Origin of the sequence: Campylobacter sp. IFREMER_LSEM_CL908 (genome assembly GCF_025771545.1) — a bacterium.
Taxonomy (GTDB): domain Bacteria; phylum Campylobacterota; class Campylobacteria; order Campylobacterales; family Campylobacteraceae; genus Campylobacter_D; species Campylobacter_D lari_D.
This window is the reverse complement of the sequence record NZ_JAKMQK010000001.1, coordinates 108,381-134,133: the sequence shown is the minus strand read 5'-3', so window position 1 is coordinate 134,133 and position 25,753 is coordinate 108,381. Positions and strand designations below refer to the sequence as shown.

The 25,753-nt window shown below is 29.5% G+C and carries 28 protein-coding genes; 8 read left to right on the top strand and 20 right to left on the bottom strand.

Annotated elements, in window-relative coordinates:
- Positions 1-6 precede the first annotated feature (6 nt).
- Positions 7-1,605: an arginine--tRNA ligase gene (gene argS, locus L8U04_RS00700; protein ID WP_412175222.1), complete on the top strand. Its 1,599-nt coding sequence runs from the start codon at positions 7-9 to the stop codon at positions 1,603-1,605.
- On the opposite strand, the gene L8U04_RS00695 is transcribed toward argS, so the two are convergent.
- The 6 genes from L8U04_RS00695 to L8U04_RS00670 form a co-directional block, all read right to left on the bottom strand.
- On the bottom strand, positions 1,602-2,120 hold the full coding sequence (locus L8U04_RS00695) for a threonine/serine exporter family protein (protein WP_263669857.1): 519 nt from the start codon (positions 2,118-2,120) through the stop codon (positions 1,602-1,604). The two genes, argS and L8U04_RS00695, sit on opposite strands and share 4 nt — an antisense overlap.
- Positions 2,117-2,893 carry a threonine/serine ThrE exporter family protein gene (locus tag L8U04_RS00690; RefSeq protein WP_133318674.1) on the bottom strand — a complete coding sequence of 259 codons (777 nt, stop codon included), beginning with the start codon at positions 2,891-2,893 and terminating at the stop codon, positions 2,117-2,119. Before L8U04_RS00690 ends, L8U04_RS00695 begins: the two co-directional genes overlap by 4 nt.
- A 127-nt stretch (positions 2,894-3,020) precedes the next feature.
- Positions 3,021-3,626 (bottom strand): DedA family protein, encoded by a 606-nt coding sequence (locus tag L8U04_RS00685; protein ID WP_263669856.1) that lies wholly within the window; start codon positions 3,624-3,626, stop codon positions 3,021-3,023.
- 50 nt (positions 3,627-3,676) lie between these two features.
- Entirely contained in the window at positions 3,677-4,105 is a 429-nt protein-coding gene (locus tag L8U04_RS00680) for a trehalose-6-phosphate synthase (RefSeq protein WP_220566898.1), read from the bottom strand.
- A 48-nt stretch (positions 4,106-4,153) separates the two neighbouring features.
- On the bottom strand, positions 4,154-4,636 hold the full coding sequence (locus tag L8U04_RS00675) for a peptidylprolyl isomerase (protein WP_133318677.1): 483 nt from the start codon (positions 4,634-4,636) through the stop codon (positions 4,154-4,156).
- A gap of 9 nt (positions 4,637-4,645) precedes the next feature.
- The gene (locus tag L8U04_RS00670; RefSeq protein ID WP_263709189.1) at positions 4,646-5,353 is read right to left on the bottom strand and encodes a YebC/PmpR family DNA-binding transcriptional regulator; all 708 of its coding nucleotides are present in this window, start codon (positions 5,351-5,353) and stop codon (positions 4,646-4,648) included.
- 80 nt (positions 5,354-5,433) lie between these two features.
- Between L8U04_RS00670 and L8U04_RS00665 the strand changes: the two genes are divergently transcribed.
- The 4 genes from L8U04_RS00665 to L8U04_RS00650 all read left to right on the top strand — a co-directional run bounded on the left by L8U04_RS00665 (position 5,434) and on the right by L8U04_RS00650 (position 8,872).
- A complete protein-coding gene (locus tag L8U04_RS00665) occupies positions 5,434-5,979 on the top strand; it encodes a GNAT family N-acetyltransferase (protein WP_220566897.1) in 546 nt (181 codons plus the stop codon).
- Positions 5,980-6,171 carry a heavy-metal-associated domain-containing protein gene (locus L8U04_RS00660; RefSeq protein WP_263661840.1) on the top strand — a complete coding sequence of 64 codons (192 nt, stop codon included), beginning with the start codon at positions 5,980-5,982 and terminating at the stop codon, positions 6,169-6,171.
- Entirely contained in the window at positions 6,161-8,281 is a 2,121-nt protein-coding gene (locus tag L8U04_RS00655; RefSeq protein ID WP_263709188.1) for a heavy metal translocating P-type ATPase, read from the top strand. The genes L8U04_RS00660 and L8U04_RS00655 overlap by 11 nt, the downstream gene beginning before the upstream one ends.
- A gap of 66 nt (positions 8,282-8,347) precedes the next feature.
- Complete coding sequence (locus tag L8U04_RS00650) at positions 8,348-8,872, top strand: DUF2165 family protein (protein ID WP_263666126.1); 525 nt, start codon at positions 8,348-8,350, stop codon at positions 8,870-8,872.
- 45 nt (positions 8,873-8,917) lie between these two features.
- Here the strand turns inward: L8U04_RS00650 and L8U04_RS00645 are convergent, their stop codons facing one another.
- The 5 genes from L8U04_RS00645 to alaS form a co-directional block, all read right to left on the bottom strand.
- Entirely contained in the window at positions 8,918-9,490 is a 573-nt protein-coding gene (locus tag L8U04_RS00645) for a sulfite oxidase heme-binding subunit YedZ (RefSeq protein ID WP_263709187.1), read from the bottom strand.
- A complete protein-coding gene (msrP, locus tag L8U04_RS00640; RefSeq protein ID WP_220566891.1) occupies positions 9,490-10,383 on the bottom strand; it encodes a protein-methionine-sulfoxide reductase catalytic subunit MsrP in 894 nt (297 codons plus the stop codon). The genes L8U04_RS00645 and msrP overlap by 1 nt, the downstream gene beginning before the upstream one ends.
- Positions 10,384-10,467: 84 nt before the next feature.
- A complete protein-coding gene (locus L8U04_RS00635) occupies positions 10,468-12,399 on the bottom strand; it encodes a PBP1A family penicillin-binding protein (RefSeq protein WP_263709199.1) in 1,932 nt (643 codons plus the stop codon).
- Positions 12,399-12,941 carry a septum formation inhibitor Maf gene (gene maf / locus L8U04_RS00630; RefSeq protein WP_263660145.1) on the bottom strand — a complete coding sequence of 181 codons (543 nt, stop codon included), beginning with the start codon at positions 12,939-12,941 and terminating at the stop codon, positions 12,399-12,401. The genes L8U04_RS00635 and maf overlap by 1 nt, the downstream gene beginning before the upstream one ends.
- Complete coding sequence (gene alaS, locus L8U04_RS00625) at positions 12,941-15,478, bottom strand: alanine--tRNA ligase (RefSeq protein WP_263709186.1); 2,538 nt, start codon at positions 15,476-15,478, stop codon at positions 12,941-12,943. Before alaS ends, maf begins: the two co-directional genes overlap by 1 nt.
- 108 nt (positions 15,479-15,586) lie before the next feature.
- Between alaS and L8U04_RS00620 the strand changes: the two genes are divergently transcribed.
- The 3 genes from L8U04_RS00620 to hemH are packed head-to-tail and all read left to right on the top strand — an operon-like array spanning position 15,587 to position 18,425.
- Positions 15,587-16,663, top strand: coding sequence for a DegT/DnrJ/EryC1/StrS family aminotransferase (locus tag L8U04_RS00620; protein ID WP_263709198.1), 1,077 nt, complete (start codon positions 15,587-15,589; stop codon positions 16,661-16,663).
- Positions 16,660-17,517: a Gfo/Idh/MocA family protein gene (locus tag L8U04_RS00615; protein WP_263661026.1), complete on the top strand. Its 858-nt coding sequence runs from the start codon at positions 16,660-16,662 to the stop codon at positions 17,515-17,517. The genes L8U04_RS00620 and L8U04_RS00615 overlap by 4 nt, the downstream gene beginning before the upstream one ends.
- A 2-nt stretch (positions 17,518-17,519) precedes the next feature.
- Positions 17,520-18,425: a ferrochelatase gene (hemH, locus tag L8U04_RS00610; RefSeq protein ID WP_263709185.1), complete on the top strand. Its 906-nt coding sequence runs from the start codon at positions 17,520-17,522 to the stop codon at positions 18,423-18,425.
- A gap of 27 nt (positions 18,426-18,452) precedes the next feature.
- Here hemH and L8U04_RS00605 read toward each other — a convergent pair whose 3' ends face one another.
- The 9 genes from L8U04_RS00605 to L8U04_RS00565 all read right to left on the bottom strand — a co-directional run bounded on the left by L8U04_RS00605 (position 18,453) and on the right by L8U04_RS00565 (position 25,752).
- The gene (locus L8U04_RS00605) at positions 18,453-18,686 is read right to left on the bottom strand and encodes a BspA family leucine-rich repeat surface protein (RefSeq protein WP_263709197.1); all 234 of its coding nucleotides are present in this window, start codon (positions 18,684-18,686) and stop codon (positions 18,453-18,455) included.
- Between the two features lie 288 nt (positions 18,687-18,974).
- On the bottom strand, positions 18,975-20,783 hold the full coding sequence (locus L8U04_RS00600; RefSeq protein ID WP_220566884.1) for a peptidoglycan D,D-transpeptidase FtsI family protein: 1,809 nt from the start codon (positions 20,781-20,783) through the stop codon (positions 18,975-18,977).
- 3 nt (positions 20,784-20,786) lie between these two features.
- Positions 20,787-21,083: a flagellar hook-basal body complex protein FliE gene (gene fliE / locus L8U04_RS00595; protein ID WP_133318690.1), complete on the bottom strand. Its 297-nt coding sequence runs from the start codon at positions 21,081-21,083 to the stop codon at positions 20,787-20,789.
- Positions 21,084-21,086: 3 nt separating this feature from the next.
- Positions 21,087-21,581, bottom strand: coding sequence for a flagellar basal body rod protein FlgC (gene flgC, locus L8U04_RS00590; RefSeq protein WP_133318691.1), 495 nt, complete (start codon positions 21,579-21,581; stop codon positions 21,087-21,089).
- A gap of 10 nt (positions 21,582-21,591) precedes the next feature.
- Positions 21,592-22,023, bottom strand: coding sequence for a flagellar basal body rod protein FlgB (gene flgB, locus L8U04_RS00585; protein WP_133318692.1), 432 nt, complete (start codon positions 22,021-22,023; stop codon positions 21,592-21,594).
- A 92-nt stretch (positions 22,024-22,115) separates the two neighbouring features.
- Positions 22,116-22,757, bottom strand: a complete 642-nt coding sequence (aat, locus tag L8U04_RS00580) for a leucyl/phenylalanyl-tRNA--protein transferase (RefSeq protein ID WP_263709184.1) — start codon at positions 22,755-22,757, stop codon at positions 22,116-22,118.
- The gene (locus L8U04_RS00575) at positions 22,732-24,861 is read right to left on the bottom strand and encodes an AAA family ATPase (RefSeq protein ID WP_263709183.1); all 2,130 of its coding nucleotides are present in this window, start codon (positions 24,859-24,861) and stop codon (positions 22,732-22,734) included. The genes aat and L8U04_RS00575 overlap by 26 nt, the downstream gene beginning before the upstream one ends.
- Positions 24,858-25,151, bottom strand: a complete 294-nt coding sequence (locus L8U04_RS00570; RefSeq protein ID WP_220566880.1) for an ATP-dependent Clp protease adaptor ClpS — start codon at positions 25,149-25,151, stop codon at positions 24,858-24,860. The genes L8U04_RS00575 and L8U04_RS00570 overlap by 4 nt, the downstream gene beginning before the upstream one ends.
- On the bottom strand, positions 25,135-25,752 hold the full coding sequence (locus tag L8U04_RS00565; protein ID WP_263661836.1) for a TlpA family protein disulfide reductase: 618 nt from the start codon (positions 25,750-25,752) through the stop codon (positions 25,135-25,137). The genes L8U04_RS00570 and L8U04_RS00565 overlap by 17 nt, the downstream gene beginning before the upstream one ends.
- Position 25,753 lies beyond the last annotated feature (1 nt).

The window sequence follows — 25,753 nt, the reverse complement described above, 5'->3', positions numbered from 1 at the left end:
GGCGATATGTTGAAAACTTTAGTTTATAAAGAAATTAAAGAGAAACTAGGAAGAGATTTTATCTTAGAAAATCCTAAGAATAAAAATTTAGCCCATTTTGCTACACCTTTGGCTTTTTCTTTAGCTAAAGAATTAAAGCAAAACCCTATAATAATTGCTAATGATATTGTTGCTAAGTTAAAAGATTGTGATTGTTTTGAAAGTGTAGAGGCTTTAAATGGTTATGTAAATTTTAAGCTTTCAAAGACTTTTTTAAATTCTTTGGCTACGCAAGCTTTGAGTGATAGTGAAAATTTTGCAAAAGATGAAAAAAAAGAGCAGAGTTTTTTGCTTGAATATGTTAGTGCAAATCCAACAGGACCTTTACACATAGGGCATGCTAGAGGGGCTATTTTTGGTGATACTTTAACTAGGGTTGCTAGACATTTAGGATATAAATTTGATACAGAATATTATGTTAATGATGCGGGTAATCAAATTTATCTTTTAGGTCTTTCTATATTGCTTGCAGTAAAAGAGCATTGTTTAAAAGAGCAAGTTCGATATCCTGATGAGTATTATAAAGGTGAATATATCATAGATGTGGCAAAAGAGGCTTTTGCTGAATTTGAAAAAGATTTTTTTATAGAAGGAAATATTCCACAATTAGCGCTTTGGGCTAAGGATAAAATGCTAAAAATTATTAAGCAAAATTTAGCCGATGCTAAGATATTTATTGATACTTATGTGAGTGAAACAAGCTATTATAGTAAATTAGAAAATACTTTAAAAGCCTTAAAAGAGCATGGTGGTACTTATGAGCAAGATGGTAAAATATGGCTTGCATCAAGTGCTAAAGGTGATGAAAAAGATCGTGTGATTATTAAAGATGATGGAAAAGGAACTTATTTAGCTGCTGATATAGTTTATCATAAAGATAAAATGAGTCGTGGTTATGATAAGTGTATCAATATATGGGGGGCTGATCATCACGGCTATATAGCTAGAATGAAAGCTGCTATGGAATTTTTAGGTCATGATAGTCAAAATCTTGAAATTATCTTAGCACAAATGGTTTCATTGTTAAAAAATGGCGAGCCTTATAAGATGAGTAAAAGAGCAGGAAATTTCATTTTAATGGGTGATGTTTTAGAAGAACTTGGTAGTGATGTACTAAGATATATTTTTATCAGCAAAAAATGTGATACGCATTTGGAATTTGATGTAGATGAGTTTAAAAAAGAAGATAGCTCTAATCCTGTGTATTATATTAATTATGCTCATGCGAGAATTCATCAAGTATTTGCCAAAGCAGGCAAGAGTGTAAATGATGTTATATATGCTAAATTTGAGAGTTTAAATGAAGATGGTATGAATCTTTTGTTTGAAAGTTTAAATTTAAAAGCAGTACTTAATGATGCATTCGAATCAAGAGCCTTGCAAAAAATTCCTGATTATTTAAAAAATTTAGCTTCTTTATTTCATAAATTTTATAATGAAAATAAAGTTGTTGGCTCAAGCAATGAAGATGAGCTTTTAAAACTTTTTGCCATATGTGCCTTGAGTATTAAAACAGCTTTTGCGCTTATGGGAATAGAGGCAAAGAATAAAATGAATCACGATTAATTTTGATCGTGATTTTTGCTTTTTTTAATACTTCTTGTCATCATAAAGCTTTGTTCAAAAAATAAAAGCAAGGTTATGCTTACTCCTACTGCTAGAGCTAATGTTACCGAAAGTGTTGTAAAGAAATAATCAAAAAAATGAATCAAAAAATTAGTTTTTTCGCCAATATCCTCTGAGCGTATAAAAGAAATCAAATACAATATAGCTTTGTATGCGTAAATTCCGGGTATCATAGGGATAAGAGCGGGAAAAGCTATAATTTCAGCAGGTGTTTTAAAAATCTTAGCCAAAAACAAACCAAGACAACCTATGCTAAAAGAAGCTACAAAGGTCGCAATAGCTAAAGTTTGAAAGCCAAAATACCCCATTAGAGTAAAACGCATACCATGTGCTATAGCGGCTAATATGGCTGAGAGTATGAGTGTTTTAAAGGGTGGATTACACACATAAGCAAAACCAAATCCTGTTAAAGCTGCAAAAAACATATCCCAAAGTATAGAAGAATAATCAATCATCTTAAAATTCCAAAGTCACTAATGCTAAGAGTGGTATAAATTCCAATGGCAATACAGCATACTAATATCACCACACTAATAATACGACTAAAACCCATAAGTATGTGATCTTTTAAAATATCTATAATTGAGTTTATAAAATAAACTCCAGGTATTAAATACAAGATACTAGAACCCAAAGCAATATTTGCTTCTTGTATAAGCTTTAAATCCACTCCAAAAAACACAATAAAAGAAGATAAAAAAGAGCAAAAAATATATTGAATTCTTAAATCAATTTTTATTCTAGTGAGTAAAACTCTCAAACTAAAACCCACCAAAGTAGCTAAAAATACAAATAAACATCCATAAAAATCTCCCCCAAATAGCTTACAAAAGGCCGAATTTGCTGCTGAAACTAAAAATAAATTAGCTAAAAAAGGATTTCTTTTGGTTTGTTTGAGTTTTAAAAGAGAAATTTTGGCTTCTTCTAGGTTATATTTATGATCATGAATTTGCCAACTTAATGCACTAAGTTCTAAAATAAGTTTAAAATTAATATGATTGTGTTTGTTAGGTATGATGTAGGTTCTTTGTATAGAATTGTCATCTTTATCAAAAATATTTAGCGTAGTATGATGAAAGAAAAAATTCATATTAATTTCATAACCATACGCATTAGCTATCCTTCCAACGCATTTTGCTACTCTTGCTGTGTAAGTTCCTGCACTTAGAAAAACGCTAATATATTCGATTAAAAAATTAGTTAAATTTTGAATTGATGGTTTTTGCATAAATATTCTTTAAAATAGTTTTTAAAGATTTTATCAAAATTAAAATATAAAATCTTATAAATTTAAAATATTTTTGTAAAAATATTAAAAATATATGCACTAGGTAATTTAAGGAAGTTAATAAAATTTAAGTGCGATTTTTCTTTTTTTGTATATAAATATAAGTAGCTAAAAGCATACTTGTAAAAATAATACAAGCAATAATAACAAAATGTAGATATTCTTTAAGTAAGTCTTCATTTTTACCTAAAATATAACCTAATATAAGTAAAATTAAACACCAAATTCCAGCTCCTAAACTAGTATAAAATATAAATTTTTTCAAATTCATTCTTGCAAGTCCAGCAGGTAAAGAAATGTATTGACGCAATCCAGGGATTAATCTACCACTAAATGTTGATATTTCACCATGTTTATTGAAAAAGGTTTCAAACTGAGCAAATTTTGTTTCATTAACTCCAAAATATTTACATATTTTTAAAACAACATTACGCCCTAAAAAATAACATAAGTAATAATTTAATAAAGCACCCAAAAGAGCTCCAAAAGTCCCACAAAGTAGACATAACCAAAAGTTAAGTTCGTTTTGATGAGCTAAATATCCAGCAGGTATCATCACTACTTCACTAGGAAAAGGAAAAAAGGAGCTTTCTATAAACATAAGAAAGATAATCCCCCAATAACCCCAATCTTTTGCAAGAGTAAGTAAAAAATCTATAATATCACCAAGCATAAACACCCTTTAATTTTTTAAACTAATGATATAAATTTAGTTTTAATGTTTTAAAAATATAGCATGGCTTTTGCACAAATGACTATTAAAATGCATAAAATCAATGCAATCAAGTGAGATTTTAAAGGATCTTTTCTTTTTAAAATTTTTATAAAAAACAAAGAATAACAAGTTAAAGCTAACATTGTTATTAGTAGCAAAAGCTTGATAAATAAAAATACTCCAAAATTGCTTGCAAAAAAATCCCAAAAAGAATTAAATTCATAAAAACTTAAAAGATAAAAACCACTCAATAAAAGCAAGATAAAAATACTAGCAAAAATAAAAATACTTGACTTGGTATAGGCTTTTTTAATTTTATCGCAATCTTCTTTGCTTTCGTGTTTATAAGCAAAGCAATAAACACAAACATCAAAAAATACATAGGCTATAAAAAATATAGCACAGATAAGATGAATACAAATAAAAATAAAATGCATAACTAATCTCCTTAAAAAATCATAGCACAATTTTAAGGAGATGTAAAATTAAAGTTTTTCTAAAATTTGGATAGTTTTGATTTTATCTCCTGCTCTAATGCTATCTAGTACTTCTAAACTTTCTTTGTCTTCAGGATTGATTTGTCCAAAGATAGTATGCACTCCATCTAAATGAGGTTGTGGGCTGTGACAAATAAAAAATTGTGAACCACCTGTATCTCTACCAGCATGAGCCATAGATAAGCTACCTCTTAAGTGCTTGTGTTTTTGATCGTCACATTCACATTCTATCTCATAACCAGGGCCACCTGAACCTATACCATAAGGGCAGCCACCTTGTATTACAAAATTTGGAATCACGCGGTGAAAAACAAGCTCATCATAAAAACCTTCATTGGCTAAATTAGCAAAATTACACACAGTTTGTGGCGCTTCATCGGGAAATAATTCTAATTTCATATCACCTTTTTCGGTGCTAATGATAGCAAAATTGTATTTTTTTGCATCTTTTATGTCGATTTTTTTAAGCATTTTTTGCTCCTATTCTATGTTGGTATAAACTGCTTGTACATCATCATCATCTTCTAATTTATCAAGCAATTTTTCAATATCAAGAAGTTGCTCTTCGCTAAAGCTTACGGGGTTATTAGCAAGATATTCAAGTCCTGCTTTTTTAAGCACTAAGCCTTTTTTTTCTATGGCATTACTAAGCTCACCAAAAGCAGTGTAATCACCTATAATTAGTAATTCTTCTTTATTTTGTTCAAGTTCTTCAAGTCCTGCATCAATGAGTTCAAGTTCAAGTTCTTCTAGATCTCCATCATATTTTTCAAGATGAAAAACAGCTTTATGTGAAAACATAAAAGTTAAAGAGCCATTTTGTAAAATTTCTCCACCATTTTTGCTAAAAATTGCTTTTACATTAGCCACTGTGCGTGTAGGATTATCACTCATACACTCAACAATGATTAAAGCTCCATGTGCTGCTTTTCCCTCATAGTGGATATTTTTAATATCAGCACTATCTTTTCCACTTGCTCTTTTAATAGCTGCATCGATATTGTCTTTTGGCATATTATTAGCTTTTGCAGTAGCTATGGCACTACGAAGCTTTGGATTCATATCAGGATCAGCTCCGCCTTCTTTTGCTGCTACTTGTATAGCCTTTGCAAGTTTTGGAAAAAGTTTGCTCATTTTATCCCATCTTGCTTCTTTAGAGGCTCTGCGATATTCAAACGCTCTTCCCATAAATTCTCTCTTTCTTATATTGTTTTAAAGTTAAAAGTATAAACTAAGAAGTCTAAATTTGATTTTAAAGGAGCAAAAGAGTGATCAGAAAAGCTAGGAAAGATGATGTTAAAAAATGCATACAATTGCTTGCTTTGGCAATGGATCATTTTATATATAAACTTAGTGGCTATAATGATCATCAAAAAGCCATAGAGGTTTTAGAAAATTTCTTCACTCAAGAAAATAATCGTTTAAGCTATGAAAATATATATGTTTATGAAGAAGATAATGAAATTTTAGGTGTGATTTGTTTTTATGATGGGGCTTTGGCAGATGAGCTAGATAAGCCTTTAAATGAGCATTTAGAATTTTTAGGAATTAATGAAAAAGTTTTAAAAGAATGTGATAATGAGTTTTATTTAGATAGTATTTGCGTGGATGAAAAGGCAAGAGGGAAAGGTATTGCTAAGAAATTGATTGAATATGCCTTCGATGAAGCTTTGAAAAATGATAAAAAACTTTCATTAATCGTAGAAGATGAAAATATAAATGCAAAAATGCTTTATGAAAAAATGGGTTTTAAATTTATAAAAAATAAAATTTTTCACACTCATAAATATGAATACAGAGAAAAAGGAGAATAAATGATTATAAAAACTAAAAATATTAATTGTCAAAGTTGTGTAAATTTAATCAAAGCTTCATTGGAAGATGAATTTGGTGCTATGCAAATAAGTGTTGAAAATAAAAGTATAGAGATTGATTTAAAAGCAGAGCAAGTTGAAGAGTTTAAAAAACAATTGCAAGATTTAGGTTTTGAGATAGATGAAGCATGAGTTAAAGTTAAAAATAGGCAATATGACTTGTGTTAATTGCTCTAATGCTATAGAAAAAGTTTGTGCAAAAATTGATGGGGTAGAAGATGTAAGTGTTTCTTATGTCAATTCTAGTGGAGTGTTTTTGCTTAAAGATTTATCTTTAGAAGCAAAGATCAAAGAAAAAATTAAGGCTTTGGGTTTTGAAATATTACAAGAAGAGCAAAATTTATACGAATTTAAACTCAAAGAGCTTAAAAATATGAAAACAAAGCTTATTATGAGTATAATTTTAAGCTCTATTGTGATGTATTTTGAAATGTTTGTTCAAGGAAATGTTTCTGCTTTAATTCAAATGTTTTTATCTATGATAGCGATTTTTTATTGCGGAAAAGGTTTTTTTATCCACGCTCTTAAAGGATTAAGGCATAAAAATTTAGATATGAATACCTTAATATCCTTAGGTGCTTTTACTTCTTTTATATATTCTTTTTTTGTGTATTTTGAGGTATTTAGTAAAGATGGTTATTTGTATTTTAGTGGCGGAGCGATGATTGTAAGCTTTGTTCTATTAGGTAAATACTTAGAAGAAAAGGCTAAATTTAAATCCTTAGAATATCAAAACAAACTAAAAAATATAGATATTAAAAAAGCTAATATAATCTTAGAAGATGCAAGTATAAAAAGCATACCTAGTGCTTTTGTAAAAGAAAATGATGTGATTTTAGTGAAAGAGGGTGAAAGCGTTGTTGCTGATGGGGTAATTATAGCAGGCGAGGCTGAGGTTGATGTGAGTTTTTTAACAGGAGAATTTTTACCACTTTTGAAAAAGCAAAATGATGAAATTCTAGCAGGAAGTGTGTTGATTAATGGAAGCTTAAAGATTAAAGCTAGTAAAAAGGCGATTGAAAGCTCATTAGAACAAATTAAAGATCTTGTTTTTAAAGCAGGCAATATCAAAACACCTTTAGCAAATTTAGCTAATAAAATTTCAGCTTATTTTGTAGCTTGTATTATTGTTTTATCGCTTTTTGTGTTTGTTTTTTGGTATTTTAAAGAAGGAGTCAACGCAGCATTTTTACATGCTTGTGCCACTCTTTTAATCTCTTGTCCTTGCGCTTTGGGCTTAGCAACCCCTATAGCCATAGTTAGTGCTTTAGCAAATGGTGCAAGAAATTTTATCTTAGTAAAAAATCCAGCGGTATTAGAGAATTTAGCTAGTATAAAACTTGCTATTTTTGATAAAACAGGCACTTTAAGTCAAGATGATTTAAGTGTTTATAAGCATGATCTAACTCAAGAAAATTTTCAAAAACTCACGCAAATTGAAAATTTAAGCTCACATCCAATCGCAAAGGCTTTTACTAAAGAATTGAATGTAAATTTAAATTTACAAGGAAAATTAAGTGTTTTGGTGGGTAGTGGTTTGCTTTATGAGGAAAATAATGATAAATATTTAATAGGCAATGAAAAATTAATGCTTGAAAATAGTGTTGATATACAAAAAAGCAAGCAATTTTTGCAAGAATTTGAAGATCAAGCACCTATATGTTTGTATTTTGCAAAAAATAATATTTGTCTTGGCGGGGTTTGTTTAAAAAATGAACTTAAAAACGAAGCTAAAAATTTGATAGCAAATTTAAAACAAAAAGGTATAAAAAGTATTATTTTAAGTGGTGATAATAAAAAAAGTGTTACTAAAATAGCAAATGAGCTTAATGTTGATGAATATTATTCTGATTTAAAACCTGAGCAAAAACTTGATTTCATAAAAGAAAAAATCAAAAAAGAAAAAGTTCTTTTTGTAGGAGATGGTATCAATGATGCTCCTGCTTTAAATTTAGCTAGCGCAAGCATAAGTTTTTCTAAAGCAAGTGAGCTTGCTAAAAAAAGCGGAGATTTGATTTTGATAAAAGATGATTTATCTTTAATAGCTTATTGTTTTGAGCTTTCTCAAAGAACTAAAAATATCATCAAACTTAATCTTTTTTGGGCTTTTGTTTACAATGCTTTATGTATTCCCATTGCGGCAGGTCTTGTGCCATTTATAAGTCTTAGTCCGCATTTGGCAGCTTTAGCAATGTGTTTTAGTTCAGTAACGGTTGTAGTCAATTCTTTAAGATTGCGTTAGATATTTCAGTTTTATTTAATATTTGTTGTATTATATTAATATAATTTTAACAAAAAGGAGTATTTAATGAATTGCAATTGTAGTTTTTCTATGATGAGTGTAATAAGATATTCTAAAATGATTATCTTGCTTACCGTTGCCTCTTTGGCTGCTATTGTTGTTTTTGGTAATATAACTGATTATAATTCAAATTTTCAGTTTGTAAAACATGTTATGAGTATGGATACTAAGCCTGATTATTTAGGTAATGCTATTGTTTATAGGGCTATTACAAATTCTACGATCCATCATATTGCCTATATCTTTATTATTTGTTTTGAAGCTTTTATTATGCTGACTGCTTTAAAAGGTGCTTTAGATATGTTTAAAGCAAGAAATTTAGATGCAAAAACTTTCCATGAAGCTAAAAAATTTGGAATCATTGCTTTAACTTGTTGTTGTTTGTTATGGTTTTTTGGTTTTCAAGTAGTGGCTGCAGAGTGGTTTGGCATGTGGATGAGTAAAACTTGGAATGGTTTGCCTGATGCTACTAGATTAGTAACCTATATGCTTTTAGCATTAGTTTATATTAGTATTAAAAACGATGATTAAATCACAAACTCTCTGTTGAGGGTTTGTGAAAAATATAAAATGTTTTTATAATGATTGAGCTTGTAAATATTTATTTCTTCTTTTTTTGTAATTATTCCATAATTTAAAAAACAAGAAAATTAAAGCTAGGCTCAGTGTAAAAAAATGTGGAAATTGCGGTATTTTTGCAGATAAAAAATAATGCCAAGATACTAGTAAAAAGCAAAAATAGCCAAATTTTCTTATCTTACTTAATTTTTTAAAAAGCTTAAATGAGCTTATAAACATAAGTGTGAGTATGAAAAAGCTTATAAAACCACTAAATTCTAAATTTTTACTAAAAGTATCTTTGAAAAAAAGCATTAAATCTAAATTTTTACTAAAAGCAAAGTAATTAAAAAAGTGAATCAAAGCCCAAAAAAATGCATAAAAACCTAAAAATTTAGGGTAATCTTTTGTGTGTTTATACTTTAAAAGTGAAAAAAATAGGCTTAATCCAAAAAAGATTAAGCCAAATACACCACTATAAAAATATACAGATTTTACAATATCAAATTCTTGCATGATTTGATAAACACTAAAAACAATACTTAAAACAAAAGCTAAAAATCCACTGATATTATAAACTTTTTTGCTCATTAAAAATTAACCTTTAAATCCATATCTTTATACAAATGCGCTACTTCTTTTTCATAGCCATTAAACATCTGTGTAGGCTTAGTGAAAAAATCTCCCAAAGGACGCTCATTTGCTTGAGACCATCTTGGGTGAGAGACATTTGGATTAACATTAGCATAAAATCCATATTCTCTAGGGTTTGCTAACTCCCATGTGGTTTTAGGTTGTTCTTTGGTAAATTCTATTTTTACAATAGATTTTATACTTTTAAAGCCATACTTCCATGGAACTACAAGGCGAATCGGTGCTCCATTTTGTCCTAATAAAGGCTTTTTATACATGCCCACAGCCATAAGTGTTAGTGGGTGCATAGCCTCATCTAATCTTAAGCCTTCTACATAAGGATAATCAAGAGTTGGAAAAAATGAGGCTTGATCGGCAAATTGATTTTTATCAAAAAGAGTGGTAAATTTTATAAATTTAGCTTCACTTTTAACTTTACATTTTTCTATTAAAGCACGCAATTCAAAACCAACCCAAGGCACCACCATGGACCAAGTTTCAACGCAGCGAAATCTATAAATTCTCTCTTCTAATGGAAAAGCCAATAAATCTTGCATAGTTAAAGTCAAAGGTTCTTCAACTTCCCCGCTAACTTCTATTTTCCAACCATTTGTGTTGAAATTTTTTGCAAGCTCAACAGCTCTTTTTTTATCAGTAGAAAATTCATAAAAATTAACATAATTAGTTGCAATTTTTTCTTCACTTAAATTTAATTTTTCATTGTTAGGATCAGGAAAGAAATTTAATGCCATTAATTCAGATTGAACTAAAGCTGAACTAACTAAAGCTCCAGCACCTAGTTTTAAAAAATGGCGTCTTTTGTTATATAATTGTTCGTTTGTGATATTCATGAAGCATCCTTTATATATTTTGTGATATTAAAACATATAAAGGAAAATAGAAGGATAATTTTTATTATTTTATAAAAAATATTTTTAAAAAATTACCTCATTATTTTCAGATAGAGCAGGGTTGTTTTTTGGAAATGGAGAAGTATTGGTGTAGTACTCTCTTTGTTTTTCATAAATTCCTTGATAAACCCCTTTTGGGATGATAAATTTTCTAGCGCTATCAGGATAAAGTTCTAAGTATTTTGTTAAAAATTCTTTAAAAACCGGCGCAGCAGTTCTTGCCCCACCTTCTATTTGTTTCATAGGCTTATTATCATCATTTCCATACCAAATGATAGCTTCTATTTCAGGAGTTAAGCCACAAAACCACGCATCAATGCTTTTATTTGAAGTGCCTGTTTTTCCAGCTATTTCAATCCCTTCTACTCTAGCATTACGCCCAGTGCCTTTTTTTACAACATTTTGCATCATATCATTGACTAAAAAGGCTTGTTCAGGTTCGCTGATTTTTCTTTCTTCGGAATTAAATTCTACTACTATTTTACCATTTTTATCGATTACTCTTTTAATGAGTAATAAGTCTTTTTGCACACCATAGTTTCCAAATACCGTGTAAAGTTTAGCATAATCATAAATGGAAATTCCAAAGCTACCCAAAACTATAGATAAATCAACTGGTATGTTTTCAAAGCCCATAAATTGAAGCTTATCGTGGATTACATCAAGTCCTAGGGCAAGAGCTAAATTTATGGTAGCTAGGTTTCTTGAGCCAGTTAGCGCTTCTTTTAAACTTATGAGTCCTAGAAATTTTCCACCATAATTTTTAGGTTTCCAATCTTTCTCATCTTTTTTAGTACTTTCAAAAATTCTTGAAATATCAGCAACCTTACTCATAGGAGAATAGCCCATGTCAATGGCAATTTGATATAAGAAAGGCTTAAAAGAACTCCCCGGTTGTCTTAAGCTTTGAGTGGCGCGGTTGAAATTACTTTTTGTGTAATTTACCCCGCCAACTAAGGCTAAAATGTCTCCATTTTGATGATTTGCTACTATCATAGCTCCATTGAGTGTGCTTAAATTTGCATCTTTATCTCTTTTAACTATTTCATCATAGCCAAATTTTAAGGCTTCTCTTGCAATATTTTGCACATCAAGATCAATGGCAAGCTCTATTTTATAGCCACCACTTTTTAAGTCTTTAATCCCGCTTAGTTGTTTTAAAACTTCTTGGGTTACATAAGGAGCTGCATTTTGTGTTAAGGTATCATCATATACTTTTGGAATTTCTTTTAAGGCATTTTCATACTCTTCTTTAGAAATCCAACCAAGATTATACATCCTTTGTACTACGCTATTTGCTCTAGCTAAAGAAAGATCTAAATGTCTAGTAGGATCATAAGTACTTGGAGCCTTTGGCATACCTACCAAAATAGCAATCTCTTTCAAACTAAGCTCATCTAAATTTTTTCTAAAATATCCAAGTGCAGCAGTTTTTACTCCATAATATCCATGTCCAAAGAAGATGAAATTTAAATATCTTTCTAAAATTTGCTCTTTAGTTAAAGTATTTTCTATCTTATATGCAAGCAAAGCTTCTTTTAGCTTTCTGCTCAAAGTACGCTCAGGAGTTAATTCTGTATTTTTTATGAATTGTTGAGTAAGAGTGGAAGCTCCTTCCATAGTTTTTCCACCGCTTCTTATGATTTTAATAGCTGCTCTAAAAATTGCATCTATATTAACCCCGCCATGTTCAAAAAAGCTAGTATCTTCAATGGCTACCAAAGCTTCTATAAGTCTTGGTGGAAGTTCTTCATAAGGAGCATAAAAGCGGTGTTGCTCGAAAACATTTGCAACTAATTTTCCATTTTTATCAAAAATTTGTGTTGTAAGAGGCGGTTTGTAATCTTTAAAGGTATATTGATTTAAATCAGAATCAGAAAATAAATATGCAATAAATATAAAAACTCCAACCGCACACATTATACAAAAAGAAAGAAATATTTTTAAAATTTTTATCATAAAAATGCTTTCAAAAGTTCTATATTAAGCCCTAGTGCTGTACTTTGATGGCCTATGATTTTTTTAATGTATTTTTTATGAAATCCCTCGCACATCACAGCACCGGCTTTACCTTGATAAAGTTTTGAATCAATGTATTCTTGCATATCTTTTAAATCAAATTTATCCAAAATCAAATCACACTTGCTAAGATTAAAAATCTTTTTATCTTCTAAAACTAAAATCATCGCGCTTAAAACGCTAATGCTTTTGCCACTTTGCAAATTGAGCATATTAAAAGCCTCATTGTCGCTTTTAGCTTTAGTTAGAATGATATTTTGAGCACAAACTATGCTATCAGCAAATAAAACATTTTTTAAGTCAGGATATTTTGTAAAAAATTGTCTTTCTTTTTCTAAAACAATTTTTTGCACATAAGAGCTTGGATTATCTTTTTTTATTAAACTCTCATCATAATCGATAATAATTTGCTCAAAAGCGATATTTGCTTCTTTTAGCAAAGCAACGCGTGAGGGCGAACTTGAAGCTAAATAAAGCATTAAGCAAGACTTTCTTCTATGATTTTTTTAGCATGATCAAGTGCTTGTTCTATTTTACTTGTATCTTTACCGCCAGCTGTTGCAAAATCATCTCTACCGCCACCGTTTCCACCAAGCATTTGTGCAATTTCTTTTACCAAAACACCAGCTTTTAACGAAGTGTCTTTAACACCTGCTGCTATGATAATCTTACCTTTTTTTTCTTGTAAAAGTAAAATTACAGCTTTGTTAAATTTATTTTTAAACTCATCTATCATAGTTTTTATATCACCACTATCTATTTTTTGTACACAATATTGAATGCCATTTAATTCTTTAGAGTTTAATTCTGCTTTGCTTGAATTTTTTAATTCATTTTTTAAACTAGCTATTTCATTTTTTAATTTTGCTACATAGCCTAAAATATCTTGAGTTTTTAATTCTTCTTTGGCTTGATTAAGCTCTTTTAAATTTTCACTAACATAATCAAGTGCAGCTTTACTTACCACCGCTTCTATCCTTCTAACCCCAGCACTAACACCACTTTCTTTGATGATGTAAAAACTTCCTATTTCAGAGCTATTTTTCACATGAGTACCACCGCAAAGCTCTTTGCTAGCTCCTAGAGTTAAAACTCTTACTTTTTCTTGATATTTTTCACTAAATAAAGCTATTGCACCGCTTTTTTTAGCTTCATCTAAAGCTAAAATTTCAATTTTAGCTTCATTTGCTTGTATGATGTAAGTGTTTACTAAAGCTTCTATTTGCTTTAATTCTTCTTTATTTAGAGCTTTTGGATGAGTAAAGTCAAATCTTAATTTATTGTGTTCTACTAAAGAGCCTGCTTGGCTAATGTGTGAGCCAAGAATTTCTCTTAAAGCATGGTGTAATAAATGTGTCGCACTATGATGTCTAGCAATTTGCTCTCTTTTTTTAGTATCTATGCAAGCTAACACTTCATCGTTTGTTTTAAGATCTTGTTTTAATTTCACTTGACTAAGATTAATATCAAAGAATTTTTGTGTATCTAAAACCTCATTTTCATTGATAAAACCTATATCAGCACTTTGCCCTCCACTTGTTGCGTAAAATGGAGTTTTTTCAAGCATTAACCACGCTATATCTCCTGCCTTAGCTTCGGCTGTGATTTTAAAATTTTCATCCAAAATAGCCATGATTTTAGTTTCTTCTTCATAATTTTCATAACCACTAAAAGCATTTTTGCCAAATTTTTCTAATAAAACTTTAAAGTCCCCGCTAACTGCTTTATCCCCACTTCCTTTCCAAGAAGCCTTAGCTCTATCTTTTTGTTCTTGCATAAGCTCATTAAATTTAGCCTCATCTATACTAAGATTTTTTTCTCTTAGCATATCTTGGGTTAAATCAAGCGGAAAACCATAAGTATCATAAAGTTTAAAAGCTACTTCACCACTAAAAATATCTTTAGTTTTTTTAAGTTCTTCGTTAAAAATTTCTATACCATTTTCAATAGTGCTTAAAAATCTTTCTTCTTCTAGTTTGATTTGTTCTTTAATAAATTCTTTTTTTTCATTTAAGTAAGTATAATGCCCACCCATTAACTCACAAACTACATCTACAAGCTCATACATAAAAGCTCTTTTAAGACCTAACAAATATCCATGTCTTAAGGCACGACGCATAATTCTTCTTAAAACATAGCCTCTGCCTTCTTTATCAAAGCCAACTCCTTGGGCAAGTAAAAATACACTTGATCTTATATGATCAGCAATTACTCTATAACTAGCTCCGCTTTCATAGGTATAAGTTTTACCGCAAAGTTTTGCAATACTCTCAATAATAGGCATAAACAAAGAACTATCAAAATTACTAAATTTTCCTTCTTTTATAGCACTAACTCTTTCAAGCCCCATACCTGTATCAATACTTGGTTTTGGTAATGGAGTAAGCGTTCCATCTGCACTTCTTTCATACTGCATAAAAACTAGGTTCCAAATTTCTAAGAACCTATCTCCATCTCCACCCATATAATCTTCACTAGAATTAAAATATTCAGCGCCTTGATCATAAAAAATTTCACTACAAGGCCCGCATGGTCCAGTATCGCCCATTTGCCAGAAATTATCTTTATCGCCAAATTTATAAATTCTTTCTTTTTCTATATGTTTTTGCCAAAGCTCATATGCTTCATCATCACTTTCATGAACGGTTACATATAATCTTTCTTTAGGTAATTTTAAAACTTCAGTTACAAATTCCCAAGCATAAGTAATGGCTTGTTCTTTAAAATAATCTCCAAAACTAAAATTCCCAAGCATTTCAAAGAAAGTATGATGTCTTGCCGTATAGCCTACATTGTCTAAGTCATTATGTTTTCCACCGGCTCTTATACAAGTTTGACAGCTTGTTTTACGCGGAGGATTAGGGCGTGGTACTTCTCCGGTAAATATGCTTTTAAAAGGTACCATACCTGCATTAGTAAAAAGTAAAGTTGCATCATCAGGCACCAAAGGGCTTGAAAGAGTGATTTCATGTCCTTTTGATTTAAAAAATTCTAAATATTCTTTTCTTATATCCATAGATTTTCCTAGCTAGTTTTTTGCTTAAAATAATACCAAAAATACTTTAAATTAAGTAAAACTATCTTATAATCATGATTTTAAATTTATAAGGTTAATATAATGAAAATTCCTTTTATAGACTTAAATGCTCAATATAATGCTTATAAAAATGAAATCGATGAGGCTATTGGTGAAGTTTTACAAAGCACCTCTTTTATAGGTGGTGCAAAATTAGAAGAATTTGAAAATAATTTGGCTAAATATGTAGGTGTCAAACATGCAATAGGCTGTTCAAGTGGCACAAGCGCGTTATTTTTAGCCTTGATGGCTTTGGGTGTGGGTAGGGATGATGAGGTAATAGTGCCAAGTTTTACCTTTATAGCTACGGCTGAAATGGTTGCTCTAATCGGTGCTAAGCCTGTTTTTGTAGATATTGATTTTAAAGATTATAATCTTAGCTTAGAAAAAGTTCAAAGCGCTATCACGCCTAAAACTAAAGCTGTAATTGCTGTGAGTATTTTTGGGCTTATGCCTGATATATTTGCTTTAAAAGAACTTTGTAAAAGTCAAAACATTGCTTTGATAGAAGATAGTGCGCAAAGTTTTGGAGCTAGTCAAAAGGGTATAAAATCATGTGCTATAGCTGATATATCTTGCACGAGTTTTTTTCCGTCTAAGCCTTTAGGTGCTTATGGAGATGGCGGGGCGATTTTTACCCAAGATGATGAATTAGCGCAAAAAATAAAAATTTATTTAAATCATGGACAAGTGCAAAGATATAAGCATAAATACATCGGTATTAATGGAAGGCTTGATACCATCCAAGCGGCTGTTTTAAATGTGAAATTAAAATACTTAGATGAAGAGATTAAAAAAAGAGAAGTAATAGCAAAAGTTTATGATGAAAATTTAAAAAATTGTATTTTACCGCCAAGAAAAGATGATTTTGTGAGTGCTTGGGCTCAATATAGCGTGCGTGTAAAGAATAGAGAAAAATTCATGCAAAAATTACAAGAGCAAGGTATACCTACTGCGGTGCATTATCCTTTGGGGCTTCATTTGCAAGAAGCTTTCGATTATCTTGCTTATAAAAAAGGTGATTTGCCAAATACAGAGCTATTAAGTGATGAAATTTTATCCTTACCTATGAGTGCGTTTTTAAAAGAAGAACACCAAATTAGAGTGATTGAGGCTTTTAAATGAAAATAGGGCTTATAGGCCTTGGTAAAATGGGTAAAAACCATTTAAGAGAACTCGAGCGTAATTTAAAAGTAAAAGAAATTCATCTTTATGATCCTTTCTGTAAAGATAAATTTAAACACTTTTTTCATAAAAATTTTGATGATTTTTTAGCACAAAATCTTGATGGCGTTATCATTGCTACGCCTACTCATACGCATTTAGATATAGCTTTAAAGGTTTTTCCTAAAATAAAAAATGTTTTAATAGAAAAGCCTTTGGCATTAAATGTAGATGAAATTTTAATTTTAGAGCAAAAAGCTAGAGAAAATAAAGTCAGAGTAGGGGTGGGCTTTTGTGAGAGATTTAATCCGGCCATTTTAACTTTAAAAGAAAAACTTTTAGAAGATGATATTATAAGTATTAACATACAAAGAATTTCTCCTTATCCACAAAGAATAAATGATGTGGGTGTTTTAAGTGATCTTAGTGTGCATGATATTGACTTAGTTAGATTTTTAAGTCAAGAACAAATTTTAAAAGCAAATATTTATAAAAGCTTTCATCATGATAAATTTGAAGATGAGGTAATGATAGGTTTAAAATTGGAAAATATTTTAGCAAATATCCATGATAGTTGGAATGGACAATGCATTATAAGAAAGATCACACTTTTAGGTAAAAAACATACTTATGAACTTGATCTTAAAAATTTTGAACTTTTTATTAATATGCAAAAAATTCCAAATTTATATAAAAATTCTCCTTTATATGCTGAGCATGAGGCTTTTTTCGAGTTTTTACAAAATGGGGTTTGTGAAAATTTGGCTAGCATTGAAGATGCTTTGAGAGTACAAGAAATTTTAGAAGGTGTTTGATAGTGAAATATGTCTTTTTTTTAAATATGGGTGGAGTGAATAAACTTGACGAATGTGAAGTTTTTTTAAAAAATATGTTTAATGATCCTTATATTTTAGGGATAAAAAATGTTTTTTTAAGAAAATTTGTAGCTTTTATGATAAGAAAATCAAGATTAAAAGCTATGAAACAAAACTATGAAAAAATGGGTGGGAAATCCCCGCTTACTCAAATCACACAAAGTTTATGTGATAAATTAAATTTTAAAACTAGAGAATATAAATTTGATTTTATTAGTCTTTATGTACCACCTTTTGCAAATGAGGTTTTTTCAAAATATGATTTTAAGCAAAATGACGAAATTATTTTATTTCCTCTGTATCCTCATCATTCTAAAACCACTGTAACTAGTTCTTTAGAAGTAGTGGAAAATGAGCTAAGAAATATCCAAAACCAAGCTAATGTAAAAATCATTGATGTTTTTTATAAAGATGAACTTTATAATGAAATGATTATAAAGCATATTTTAGAAAAAAAGAGAGAATACGATTATAAAACTTTGATTTTTTCTGCGCATTCTTTACCACTTTCAGTGATTAAAAAAGGTGATTTGTATGAAAAACATGTGCAAGAGCATGTGGATATTTTAAAAGAAAAACTTAAAAATAAATTTGACCAAATCATTTTATCATATCAATCAAAACTAGGCCCAGTTAAATGGCTTGAGCCTAACACAAGTGATATTTTAGAAAATTTAGATCAAAAAGCTTTGATTTATCCTGTATCTTTTTGTATAGATTGCTCTGAAACGATTTTCGAGCTTGGAGTTGAATATAGGCACTTAGCAAAAAGCGATTATGAGCTTATTAAATGTCCTAATGATAGTGATGAGTTTATAGAGTTTATTTTAAATCAAGTAAAAATATAGTTTTTATATTAATGTTTTATAGTGGTATTAAAAAAACATATATTTTTTTCTCGGGATATTTTCTAAATTCCAGTTTGATAGTTTTTGATTGAAATTTATACATCCACTAAACATACTTTGTGTGCTTATAATACTATCAATATTCCAATTGTTTAAATCTTGATTAAATTTTGGAGTTTTTGAAAAAGGAATTTTGAAAATAGATTCACAAAAAAATGCATATTCCATCCATAATACATTTGAAACATCCCAGCAATGAATTTTTAAGCTTTTTTGTTGTAGTTATTTAGAGCTTGTTGGATCTTATATCCTAAAAACACTCCTTCAATATTGTCAACATTGCTTGTATCTATATTTTTAAGCGGAATATCTGGTAGTATCAAATATTTAAGAGTTTCTTTTGTTTTTGGTTTGTGGATTATCTTTTTTGATTGCAGTTTGAGTTAATATAATATGGCTAAAAACACAAGTAAAGTTATAAATAATAAAACTCAATGTTTTAAATAAGCGAAACAAAAAATCAATATAAAAAAGATTATTATTGTAATTTTATTTTTTAATGTCATTGTTTTTGTTTTCTATTGGTTTTAAATAACTTTCTTTAATCAAAAGATTTACTGTATCTTTAAACATAGGTAAAGCACTTTGTGCGGCATAATAACTATAAGCTTTGGTAGGATGTCTTACTAAAACTCCAATGGTATAGGTATTTTTCTCATCATTTGCAAAGCCAAAAAACGAGGCATTATAGCGATTTGAAGTATAGCCTTTTCTTTCAGCAATCCTAGCTGTACCCGTTTTTCCACCTATAATGATACCTTGAGTTCGTGCTTTTTTACCGGTTCCTTTTTCTATAACATTAATTAAAATTTGCTGCATTTCTTTGGCAGCTTTGCTTGAAAGAATTTTTTCTTTTTTAACTTCATCATCAAGTTTTATTAAACGCCCATCTTGATAAATTTTATTTGCAATTTGCGGGGTGATGTAAATTCCATCATTGTTAAATACATTATAAGCAGCTAAAAGTTGTATAAAAGTTGTTTTCAAGCCATAACCATAACTTAATACAGATTTTTCAACTTCTCTTAATCTTTTTGGATTTGGTATTTCTCCTTTTTGCTCATAAGGAAGATCAATACCGCTTTTTTCTCCAAAACGAAAAATTCTAAGCCCTGAGATGATTTCAAGATTACTTAATCTTTGGGCAATTTTAATCATACCGACATTTGAAGAGTAAGTAATAACTTCTTCCATGCTCATTTTATTTTTTTTGTGATCATCACGTATAGTAAAACGACCAAGTTTGTATTGTCCACCTTGAGTATCAATGATTTCATCAACTTTGATTTTATCAAGCATTAATGCAGTGGTAAATATAAAAGGTTTTATAACAGATCCCGCTTCATAGCCATATTCTATGGCGCTTGCATTGAGCACAGATAGATCTTTTCCGCGATTTTGCGGATCGTATCTTCTTGAGCTAGCAAGTGCTAGAATTTTTCCGCTTTTGCTTTCCATGATGGCAACTATAATTTCATTGGCTTTTAGATCTTCATTTCTTTTATCGATAGCTTTTTCTAAACCTTTTTGAAGTTTTAAGGAAATATTTAAGTATAAATTACAACCATCTATTTTGCGTTGTTCATAAGAATGCAAATTCAAGATGATATTACCACCTATATCTCTTAAACCTTGAATTTTAGCATTTTGCAAAGGATTTAAACATTCATTATAGTATTTTTCCAAACCTTTTATGCCGACATTTTTAAAAATTTCACTTTGCTCATCCATATAGGTTCTTGTGTAGCCTATGATTGGAGTAAGTGAATCTTTTGGCATATATACACGATCTTCTTTATGTTCTATAATATCAAGTCCTCTTGTCTCCACTCTGCCATTATTATTTGTGAAAGATTTAAAAAAACCTTGAGTATAAAGTTTTTTAGCTAGTTCTTTTAAATAACTTGCGTCTTTTGAGTTAATATCTTGGAGTAAAATAAAATTATAACTTCTTTTTTTCTTTGCAAGCATTCTTTTTTTTATATCTTGCATTTGTTCATCACTTGCGCCACTATAAATTTGAAAAAGAGTTAAAAACAAATCCTTTTTATCGGGATTTAAGCTCCTTAGATCAATTTCAGCTCTATAAATTTGCCTACTAGAAGTTACGGTAAAATTATCGCTTGTGATGATATTACCTCTAAGAGCGGAAAAATATTGTTCTTTTTGAGTATTTGGTATATGGCGTTTTGAGGTTAGAAAAAAAGTAGAAAGTAAAAATAAGGCCATAAAAAACAGAGCCATACAAAAAGCAAAAGCTACTTTTGAAACCCTATTTCTAATGGTGTTTGAAAGCATATATTAAATTTGAGTTCTTGAAATTTCTTTATATGCGTTTATAGCCTTATTTCTAACTTCAAGCATAAATTTCATACTTGATTCAGCTTTGCTAATCGCAATTGCAGCTTGATGTAAGTCTTTGACTTCGCCTGTTGCAATGTCTACCATAGCAGCTTCGGCAGTTTCTTGAGTTTTATTAAGATCGTTGATGGAATTTTTTAATAAACTCGAAAACTCATCTCCTATGTTGCTTGTGTTGTTATTATTGTTTTTGTTATTAACATTGTTAAATTGATTTATACCATTAATAGTGTTCATTTATTAACCTCTTAGTAAATCTATCGCACTTTGTGCTATAGTTTTGGTGCTAGTAAAGGCACTTACATTAGCTTGATAAGCTCTTGTTGCTTCTATTAAATCGGCCATTTCAATAACAGGATTTATATTTGGATAAGCAACATAACCTTGTTCATTCGCATCTGGATGAGATGGGTCAAATTTCATACGAAAATCTTTATCATCTCTTACAACTTTATCAACTACTACGCTCATTATAGCAGGTTTTGCATCTTTTTGTGAAGCAGGATCGTTTAAAGGATTTTCATATTCTAAAAAATTATTATCTTTAGCTATTTGCTTGTTTAGCAATTCGTTAAAATCAGTCGCTTTAAAAATCACTTCTCTTCTTCTATATGGACCACCTTCTGCTGTTCTAGTAGTATTAGCATTAGCTATATTTGAGCTAATTACATTCATTCTAAAGCGTTGAGCACTAAGTCCATATCCACTAATATCAAAATCACTTAAATAAGCCATTATTTTTCTCCTAGCCTAATTTAGAGCTTGTTTCTATGATGGTTGAAAAAATATTACTTTGTCTTCTTAAAACACCATCTAAAGCAGAAATCATCATAGTATTTTTGCTCATTTCAGTAGTTTCTACATCAAGATCTACTGTATTTGCGTCATTTCTTGCTAAATGTCCATCTCTTAAATAAATAGTTGATTTATTAGGGTCTGGAAATTTCCAAGGTTTTTGATGATTTGTATTTGTGCTTGCTAATTCAAGCTCTTTAGTATCTTTTTTTTTGAAAATTTCATTTGCTCTATTAACTAAAGCAGTTTCAAATTCTATATCTCTTGCTTTATAAAAAGGAGTATCAACATTTGCAAGGTTAGAATTAATCATTTGACTTCTTAGGTTTCTTCCTGCTAAAGCATCAACAATAAGTTCTTTTGACTTAAAAGGGCTTATCATAATTTTTCCTTTAAAATAAAGCTTTTATAGACTAAAAGCAAAAATCATTCCAAAATATTTATGCAATTTTATTTATGTATAAGTATATCTTTTTATAGTAAATTTTTGAAATTTTTAAAGCCACTTTCAAGTGAAACTTTTTTTTCTAGTGTTTCCAAAAAATCTTTTTTTGTCATTTCTTTAGCACCCATAAATTTTAAATGCTCATTAGGCACTTGACAATCTATTAAAAAATCATATGGTTTTAAAAGCTCACAAAGTCTTATTAGAGCTACTTTTGAGGCATCTTTTTTAAGACTTATCATACTTTCACCAAAAAATATTTTACCTATTATAAGTCCGTATAAACCGCCGATTAAAACATCATTTTCATAAACTTCAACACTATGAGCTAAATTTTGCTCAAAAAGCTTTGTATAAACTTGTATAAATTCTTGACTTATCCAAGTTTTTTTTCTTTTTGCACAATGATTTATAAGCGAGTTAAAATCAAAATTAAGTCTTATTTCATAAGTTTTTAAAGCTTTTTTTATGCTTTTTTGTATGCGCACTTCATCAGGTAAAAGCACCATTCTAGGAGAAGGACACCACCAAGTAACAGGATTGCTAGTCCATGGAAAAAGCCCTAAGCTATAAGCATGAGATATAAAATCTACTTCTAGTTTTTCACTAATAAAAACAGGCGCATTATCAGGGCTTTTTAAAAGTTTAGAATACAAATTCAATTTTTTCATTTTTGGAAAGTTTGAGTTTTAATTTACCACCATTTTTTAATTTTCCAAATAAAATTTCATCACTTAATCTCTCGCCTAATTCTTCGGCAATAATGCGTTTTAATAATCTTACTCCAAATTCTTTATTATTAGTTTTTTTAGCAAGAAATTCTTTTACTTTTTTATCAGCTTCCATGGTGATGTTGTTTAAATTTTTTGCCATTAAATCTAGTTCTTTTTGAACGATTTGTTCTAAAATTTCTTGACTTAAGTCATTAAAATGAATGATTTTATCTATACGGTTGATAAATTCAGGTGCGAAGAAATCTTTTATGGCTTTATTACTTTTTTCTTTATCACTGCTTAAAAAACCAAGCTCATTACTTTCTTTGAGACCTAAATTTGAAGTCATAATGATAATAGTATTTTTAAAATCAGCTTTTAACCCACTATTATCTGTTAAACTTGCATTATCAAAAATTTGTAAAAAGGTATTAGTTAAATCAGGATGAGCTTTTTCTATCTCATCAAATAAGACCACACTAAAAGGATTTTTTCTAATACTATTACTAAGCAAGCCACCATCTTCATAGCCCACATAACCTGCTGAAGTTCCTATGAGTTTGCTCACATCATGTTTTTGCGAGTATTCACTCATGTCAAATCTTTCAAGATTAAGGTTTAAAATTTGTGCTAAATTTTTTGCAAGTTCGGTTTTACCAACTCCACTTGAACCGGTAAATAAAAACACGCCTTTTGGGGTATTTTTGCCTTTTAACCCCGCATAGCTTTGTTTTAAAATAGAACACAAAGCTTTAATGGCTTCATCTTGTCCAAAAATATTTTGCTTTAAGTTTTGCTCTAAATTTTTTAAGATTTTACCTTGATCACTTTCATAAATTTTATGAGAATGTGTCATTCTTGCTAAAGTATTTTCTAAATCTTTTATTTTTACTATTTTTTTACTTTTTTTATCTTCTAAAGCAAAACTTGCACCAAGTTCATCAATTAAATCAATTGCACTATCGGGTAAAAATTTATCATGTAAAAATTGTTTTGCTAGTTTTATGCTTGTTTGTAAAATTTCATCACTGATTTTGATTTTGTGAAAATTTTCATATTTGCTTTTTAAGCCTTGCAAGATCAAAAAACACTCTTCTTCGCTTGGCTCATCTATATCAATTTTTGCAAATCTTCTACTTAGAGCTTTGTTTTTATCAAAGGTATTTTTGTATTCTATGAAAGTAGTTGCACCTATGCATTTGATGTTGCCATTACTTAATGCAGGTTTTAATAAATTTGACATATCTGCATGACTTTCATTGCTTGCGCCGGTTCCTACTATGGTGTGAATTTCATCTATAAATAAAATAGCATTAGGGATATTTTCTAATTCTTTAATGATATCTTTTAACCTTTTTTCAAAATCACCCCTATATTTTGTCCCCGAAAGCAAGCTTGTCATATCAAGGTTATAAATTTTTGAGTTTTTTAAATGTTTTGGCACTTTTTCTTCAGCTATAGCTAGTGCTAGCCCATCTATAATAGCACTTTTACCAACACCTGGTTCACCAACTAAAATAGGATTATTTTTCTTGCGACGGCTTAGAATTTGCATCATTCTTTCAAGTTCAAATTTCCTACCTATAACAGGATCTATTTTGCCTTTTTTTGCAAGCTCAACTAGCTCTATGGTATGGGTTTTTAAATTTTCAAATTCAACATTTTGTAACAATTCTTTTATTTTTTCTTCTTCTATTAGGTGTTTTTTTAAGATATTATAAGAATAAGCTTTTTCTTCTTTGCAAAGTGCGATGATAAAATCAATCACACTTGTTTGATTTTTTGCATTTAGCTTGTGTAATATATTTTCCAAGATCACAGAAAAAATAGGTTCTATTTCTTTTTTTAAAATTTCATTATTTTTAGCTAGATAATTTTTTAATTCATTTTCAAAGCCTTGTAAATCACCATCTCCGATTTCTTCAAGTAGATTTTTAAAATCATTGCTAAGCTTAACTAAAGCAAAAAGTAAATGCTCACAAGTGATAAATTCATGATGATTGATAAAGCTTAAATGTCTTGCATTTGGTATAAATGAGTCAATCAATTCTTTATATTTCATTGTTCTTCTATCCTTGTTTGGAGTGGAAAATCATTATTTTTTGCTGCCATGTCAACTTGCTGTTTTTTGCTAAGTGCAATTTCTTCTGTGTATATGCCACAAACTCCGCTTCCTTGATGATGGATTTCAAGCATAATTGCACTTGCTTTTTCAAAATCATGATGAAAAATATTCATTAAAATTTCAATTACAAAATCCATGGTGGTAATATCATCATTTAAAAGCAAAACCTTAAACATTTTAGGTTCTGCTAGTTTTTGTTGTTCTAAAATTTCATTTTTTAGACTCATTTAATATCCTAGTAATATCTTCTTGCATAATCTCAGTAGAAACTTTTCCAAGATAATATTTCACATAACTTTTTGAGTCTTTATTCCAAAAATCTGTTAGATCTTGATAATTTCCATCTTTTAAAACTACTTTAAAAGGAAGTTGTTCCATGCTTTGATAGTTGATATCTTTTAAAGCTTGTGCGACAATTCTATCATTTTCTTTAGAATTGCTTAAGAAATAATAAGCCCCATATTTAATGGCAAAATCTTTTACAGCTTGATCGCTAACATTTTCAAAATGACTTAGTCCTATGATGATAAAATTGTCAGCATTTTTTTGCCACAAACTTGTTAGATGAGTGGCTTCTTCTTGACAAGGTGTGCAAAAGGTTCCAAAAAAATCAAACATTAAAATTTTACCCTCTTCACCTTTTACTACAAAACCATTTTGTGTTCTTACTAGGGTTTTCTCGCCACCATTGACACTTTTTAAAAGAATTTCATCACCCATTTTATACTCAGCAAATGCAAATTCATTTTCGATTTTTTCTTCACTTGAGCAAGCACTTATTAAAAATGCAAAAGCAAATGTAAAAAACAAATAAGTAAATTTTTTCATC